The organism is Corynebacterium sp. HMSC074C04 (genome assembly GCF_001838295.1).
Taxonomy (GTDB): domain Bacteria; phylum Actinomycetota; class Actinomycetes; order Mycobacteriales; family Mycobacteriaceae; genus Corynebacterium; species Corynebacterium amycolatum.
The window spans coordinates 114,299-120,108 of the sequence record NZ_KV836272.1 but is presented as its reverse complement, the minus strand read 5'-3'; the positions used below and the strand labels follow the sequence as shown (position 1 = coordinate 120,108).

The 5,810-nt window shown below is 59.5% G+C and carries 6 protein-coding genes and 1 tRNA gene; 3 read left to right on the top strand and 4 right to left on the bottom strand.

The genetic code is table 11. The features are described 5' to 3' along the window. Positions 1-674, top strand: a 674-nt coding sequence (locus tag HMPREF3011_RS04870) for a phospholipase D-like domain-containing protein (RefSeq protein ID WP_246821424.1), incomplete at its 5' end; no start/stop codon positions are given. 79 nt (positions 675-753) lie between these two features. Here HMPREF3011_RS04870 and HMPREF3011_RS04865 read toward each other — a convergent pair. Further along, positions 754-839, bottom strand: a tRNA-Leu gene (locus tag HMPREF3011_RS04865). A 226-nt stretch (positions 840-1,065) separates the two neighbouring features. On the opposite strand from HMPREF3011_RS04865, the gene HMPREF3011_RS04860 reads away from it, so the two are divergent. Further along, positions 1,066-1,650, top strand: a complete 585-nt coding sequence (locus HMPREF3011_RS04860; protein WP_070432139.1) for a YbhB/YbcL family Raf kinase inhibitor-like protein — start codon at positions 1,066-1,068, stop codon at positions 1,648-1,650. Positions 1,651-1,788: 138 nt separating this feature from the next. Here the strand turns inward: HMPREF3011_RS04860 and HMPREF3011_RS04855 are convergent, their stop codons facing one another. From HMPREF3011_RS04855 to HMPREF3011_RS04845, 3 genes are all read right to left on the bottom strand, one after another. Further along, positions 1,789-2,889, bottom strand: a complete 1,101-nt coding sequence (locus HMPREF3011_RS04855; RefSeq protein ID WP_070841258.1) for a quinone-dependent dihydroorotate dehydrogenase — start codon at positions 2,887-2,889, stop codon at positions 1,789-1,791. Continuing rightward, positions 2,890-4,053 carry a hypothetical protein gene (locus tag HMPREF3011_RS04850; RefSeq protein ID WP_210384618.1) on the bottom strand — a complete coding sequence of 388 codons (1,164 nt, stop codon included), beginning with the start codon at positions 4,051-4,053 and terminating at the stop codon, positions 2,890-2,892. Positions 4,054-4,161: 108 nt separating this feature from the next. Next, on the bottom strand, positions 4,162-5,097 hold the full coding sequence (locus HMPREF3011_RS04845; RefSeq protein WP_070432142.1) for an aldo/keto reductase: 936 nt from the start codon (positions 5,095-5,097) through the stop codon (positions 4,162-4,164). A gap of 132 nt (positions 5,098-5,229) precedes the next feature. On the opposite strand from HMPREF3011_RS04845, the gene HMPREF3011_RS11365 reads away from it, so the two are divergent. Continuing rightward, positions 5,230-5,810 (top strand): undecaprenyl-diphosphate phosphatase (locus tag HMPREF3011_RS11365; RefSeq protein ID WP_371440769.1); only part of this gene is annotated, 581 nt, incomplete at its 3' end.

Genomic DNA, 5,810 nt, shown 5'->3' with positions numbered 1-5,810 from the left:
TCGAGGGCGATATTGCGCTGGCCTTCGACGCAATTTTTGCGGTTGATTGGACCAGCGAGCTATACAAGACCCCAGATGCCACCAGGAACTATTCACTCCACACCACTGAGGTCAACGACAACTACAACGTGGTCCAGGTGCTGCCGTCGGGTCCGGGCTTCAGCACGGAGCCGAACCTGCGCGTGTTCAATAACATGATCTACCAGGCGCACGAGCGGATTATCGCCGTCAGCCCGTACTTCGTCCCGGACGAGTCCATGCTCATGGCGCTGACCTCCGCCGCATATGGAGGTATCGACGTTCAGCTCTACGTTAACGAAGAGTCCGATCAGTTCATGGTCGGCCACGCGCAGCAGTCCTATTACCAAGCACTGCTAACCGCTGGCGTGAAGATTTACCGCTATCCGGCGCCTGCCGTCCTGCACTCCAAGTTCATGGTTATCGACGACCGCATGGCCATGTTCGGCTCGTCCAATCTAGATATGCGCTCCTTCGGCCTCAATTACGAGATCACGCTTCTTTCCGCCGCCGGTTCCATCGTGGACAAACTGATCACGCTTGCCGACGAGTACCGCGACAAATCCCTCCTGCTCACCCAGGAGGAATGGAATGACCGCCCCCTTCGCCAGCGCTACCTGGACTCTGTTTTCCGCTTGACCTCGGCGCTGCAATAGGGCAGTACCATAGAGGTCCCCCAGAAAACACAAAAATCCCGAGAGCTGCATTTACTGCAGTTTCTCGGGATTTATCTTGTGTCCGGAGGGGGACTTGAACCCCCACGCCCGTTAATAGGGCACTAGCACCTCAAGCTAGCGCGTCTGCCATTCCGCCACCCGGACCGGGTAGGAAGCACTTCCGTGCTGACCTGTGATACTGTATCCCGACTGCATAATGAAACACAAATTGGCAGGTCATCAGGGTATTAAGGTGCCAAACCTGGGTGTAATTACATCTCCGTTGTTAGCCCCGCATCCGCATTGGATTCACGCTGAGAATCCGGCACTGAGGATAGGCAGTCTGGCGAAGTCCCTGCAGCGCGCTCATAAAGTAGGCACACTGGTAGTTATGACTACGAATTCCAACGACACCGCAAACAATGCTACAAATAACACTGCACATGCTCCGGTTTTCCCGGGCCCGGATCCGTACGCACCGCTGAAGGATTTGCCAACCTTCGAGCTGTCCTCGCCAGATATCAAGGACGGCGAGAAGATTGCGGATGAATTCCGCGCTCCGTCGAATGTTTCCCCGCAGTTGGATTGGGCCAATCTGCCGGAGGGCACGAAGTCCATTGCCGTGACCTGCTTCGATCCGGACGCCCCGACCGCTTCGGGCTTCTGGCACTGGGCTGTGTTCAACATTCCAGCGACCGAAAAGGGTCTACCACAGGGAGCTGGCTCCGAAGACAGCTCTAAGCTGCCAGACGGTGCTATCCAGCTTGTCGGTGACTCTGGCATGCGTGGTCACTACGGAGCTAACCCACCGGCGCAGCATGCCCCACACCGTTACATGTACGCGGTGCACGCGGTCGACGTCGAGAAGCTTGATGTTCCGGAAGACGCGACGCCGACAGTGCTTGGCTTCAACCTGTATTTCCACTCGATTGCGCGTGCCATCATCACGCCGTGGTGGGAGAACGTTGGGGAGTAGGGATACGACGCCCACACAGTCGCCTCAACCGCCCGGGCACGCTACTCATACAGAAAACCCCGGGGCCAGCGCCTTCATGGCAGCAGGACCCGGGGTCGCGTGTTTATTGGATTAAAAAGCCTCAACGGCTCTCAGCAGTTAACCACGCCACGGCAGGCCACAGCCGACAGCCTCCGAAATGGAGTAGAAGCCCTGAGCTCGAATCTGGCGAGCCAACCCTTGGTGAATGTCACGAATCCAGTCTGGACCGCCATAGATCAACGGTGTGTAGCCCTGCAGCAGGGAAGCGCCGTTGGCAATCCGCTCCCATGCCTGCTCAGCAGTCTCGATGCCGCCGACGCTGATGAGAACAAGTTTGTCTCCGACGCGCTCGTGCAGCAGCTTCAGTACCTCTAGTGACCGAGCTGCCACAGGTGCACCCGAGACTCCGCCGGCACCCATCTCCGCGACTTCATCCGCGGGCGTACGCAGGCCCTCGCGAGAAATGGTGGTGTTGGTTGCCACAATGCCCGCCAGCCCCAGATCAACAGCCAGGTCAGCAACTGCAATGACATCCTCGTCGGAGAGATCAGGAGCGATCTTGACCAGCACCGGCGAGTCGGTCTCCTCAGTCACCGCTGCCAGAATCGGCCGCAGGGACTCTACCGCCTGAAGGTCGCGCAGACCCGGCGTGTTCGGTGAGGAGACATTGACAACCACATAGTCCGCCAAACCTCCGAGCTGGCTGGCCGATTCTCGATAGTCATCGACGGCCTCTTCGAGCGGAGTTACCTTGGTCTTGCCAATGTTGATACCGATGACGTCGTCGCTGCGACGCGCCCGCAGGTTCTCCGCTACAGCGGCGGCACCGGGGTTGTTGAAACCCATGCGGTTCAAGATGGCGCGGTCTTCCTTCAGGCGGAACAGACGCGGGCGATCATTGCCCGGCTGTGGCTTGGCAGTCACGGTTCCCAGTTCCGCGTAGCCAAAACCAATTCGTCCCCAGCAATCCGGGGCAATAGCAGCCTTGTCGAAGCCCGCGGCGAGCCCCAGCGGACGCGGGAAGTCCACACCGAACACGGTTTGACGCAGCACAGCATCGTCAACAACGAGTAGCTTGCTCACCGCCCGCTGAAGACTCTCCGACTTCTGCAGCCCCTTCAGGGTCTTCGAGATGGCCTCGTGAATCTGCTCCGGCGGAACCCGGAACATTGCCTTTAGCGCGAGTTGATAGGACTTGGCGCGAAGTTTCGAAGGCATCTACTTAGTCTCTCCCTCGGAGTCGTCTGCTCCCTTGGTGTCACCTGCACCGGTCGGTAGTTTATCGGCTGGCTCCCGAACCGACATCTCCTCACGAATTTTCTCTGCATCCTGCTTGAAATCAGCAATTGCCTTATCGACGTCCGCGGAGTCAAAAATCTGAGCTCCGTCACCGGTAGCCGAGAAGACGCCAATTTGGCCATCCTCGGTGGCGACAACCGACTGTGGGTCTGCAACCGTGTTGATGTCCGCGACCTTGACTGGGGTACCCGAGCTGATGTCGTAGCCAGTCAGCTTGTTCACCTTCGTCGAAGTCACCCAGACAATTCCGCGCGATTCGTCGACCGCTACCGCCCACGGCGCCTCCGGAGCCGGAGCTGCTTGGTGAAGTCGGATGATGTCGGTTGCCGTGTAAATCAGTAGCTGGTTGCCCTTGGTGTCTGCGGCAGCGATGACATGGTCACCGGAAGCTACCTTGCCGACGCCAATGCCCGCACGCAGCGCAGAACCAGCGCGGGATTCATCGAGTTTGAGCTCATGCACCGAAGTTTCCGGGCGGTTGACCTCTAACAGCTTGACGTCCGCGTCATTGTCCGCTTTGGGAATCACAACGAGCTGCGAACCGTTATTGGCAGCCTTGAAGTCACTGGCCAACTCGCCGTCAGCGCCGAATACATCGATGACATTGCTATCCGCATGGGCACCGATGATGCGGCCGCCTTCCAGGCCAACTGCGGCGGAGTAGTTGGTACCACGACCAACGACGGCCGCTTCCGTGGCCTGGTCAGTAATGACATGGATGCCATCTTCACACGGCAGCAGAGCAGTGGGGCCGCCCGGCGCGAGTTCGCCGCACTTGGCGTCCAGCTTCGTCGAACGCTCGATTGGGTTATTCAGCGGACCGGCAAAGATCTTGTCCCCGGCCTTCAGGACAACTCGATCGCCGACCAGCACTGCATCAGTGATGCCCTCATCAATCTTCTTGGCTTTCCCGATAGCAGTATCGGGAGCAGCGGGTGAAGCGGCCGGCACTGGCGTGGCGTTGCCCATTCCGGCATCGATGTCTCCTTCCACATCGGAGGAGCACCCTGCCAGGACCACTGCGCTAGCGGAAAGCCCCGCTAGAAGGGAGGTTATGACACGTCGACGACTGTTTTCACTCACGCTATAGAAACTACCACCCCGGCCGGATTACTTTGTGGACGCCTCCAGCCGTGGGAAGTTCTCGCATTCGTTGCGCTTTATAAGCCTTTATAAGAATGCGGTTACTGATTACAGCGTGACGTCGTCAAGCGCGTTGCAAATCTGCGGTGGCAGCGTGAGTTGTTCGGCGGTGAGGTTTTCGCGTAGCTGAGCGCGGTCTCGAGCGCCAACGAGGATCGAGGTGACGCCCGGCCGATCGCGCGCCCAGGAAATCGCTGCGACGGCAGCACTGACGCCGAGCCCCTTGGCTGCGGTGGTCAGCGCACCTGCGACCGTGACGCCGCGTGTGTCGAGGTAGTCCTGTACCTCTGCGTCCGCGTGTTCGGAAGCAGCGCGGGAGTCCTCCGGAATGATGTGCTGGTATTTGGCGGTCAACACACCTTGGGCCAGTGGGGCGCCACCGATAAAGCCGAGACCCAAATGCTCACAGGCGGGCAGCAGCTCAGCCTCAGGGCTTCGCTGGAGCAGCGAGTACTCATGCTGTGCAAACACCGGAGCGATTCGATTCGCGGCGGCATGCGTCACCGCTGCTTGCCATCCGCTGTATCCACGCAGTCCGGCGTAACGTACTTTCCCCGTGCGTACAGCCCATTCCAGGGTGTCGGCGACCTCTTCCGGCGGGGTCAGCCCATCCCAGTAGCCGGGCGACCACAGATCAATGTGTTCGACGCCGAGGCGTCCGAGCGTATCGTCGAGGTCCTTTTGCAGTGTCTTACGCGAGCAGTCCACGCGCCTGCCGACGGGCCGCTCGGGGTGAATGCCAGATGCGACCGAAAGCACCAATTCGTCGGCAACGCCGCGCTTTGCGATGACTGCACCCAGCATGTCGGCAACAGTGTCGCCGCCGTGGAGTGGGGAAGCATCGACAAGGTTGCCTCCGGCGTCGAGGAAGTCCGTCAGGATGCGTCCGGCCTCGTCTTGCCTGGTACCCGCACCCCAGGTGGCCGTACCCAGCCCCAAGGCGGAGACGCGTAAACCGCTGTTGCCCAGAATTCGTTGTTGCACGATTTTTACTTTAGGACACCTGCGTGCGGTCGCGGGAAAACTTCCGCGGGAGAGGTCTCGCTACGGCCGCGCCGAAACCTCGCTATAGCCACAACACAAATCGGACGAGTAGCCTATACACCCGTGACTATCATGACGACACTAAGCGCCTCAGCGGATACTGCTGCCGATACCGCCGGCACCGGTATGACCTGGGCGCAGACGATCATTCTGTCCGTAGTGCAAGGTCTGACGGAATTTCTCCCGGTGAGTTCCTCGGGGCACCTGCGGATTGTCTCTGAGCTGCTGTGGGGCCAAGACGCCGGCGCATCCTTCACCGCTGTAGTACAGCTCGGCACCGAATTGGCTGTGCTGGTGTTCTTCGCCAAGGACATCTGGCAGATTCTCACTGGCTGGTTTGCCGGCCTGTTCAATAAGGAAGCACGCGGTTTCAACTACCGCATGGGCTGGATGGTGATTGTCGGTACACTGCCGATTGCCATCATCGGCGTGCTGGGGAAGGACCTCATCCGCGACAACCTGCGCAATCTCTGGATTACAGCCGCTGTGTTGGTGCTTTTCTCCTTTGTCTTTATCGCCGCAGAGAAGTTCGGCCGTCGTGAGCGCAACTATGAAGAGCTGACCATGCGAGATGCCATCGTCATGGGTTTCGCGCAGTGTCTGGCGCTCATTCCGGGGGTGTCGCGCTCGGGCGGTACGGTGTCTGCCGGCCT

What these genes read in the sequence shown, in the direction of transcription:
- HMPREF3011_RS04860 (WP_070432139.1), top strand. Translation starts at nt 1,066, where the DNA reads ATGACTACGAATTCCAACGACACCGCAAACAATGCTACAAATAACACT.
- HMPREF3011_RS04855 (WP_070841258.1), bottom strand. Translation starts at nt 2,889, where the DNA reads ATGCCTTCGAAACTTCGCGCCAAGTCCTATCAACTCGCGCTAAAGGCA.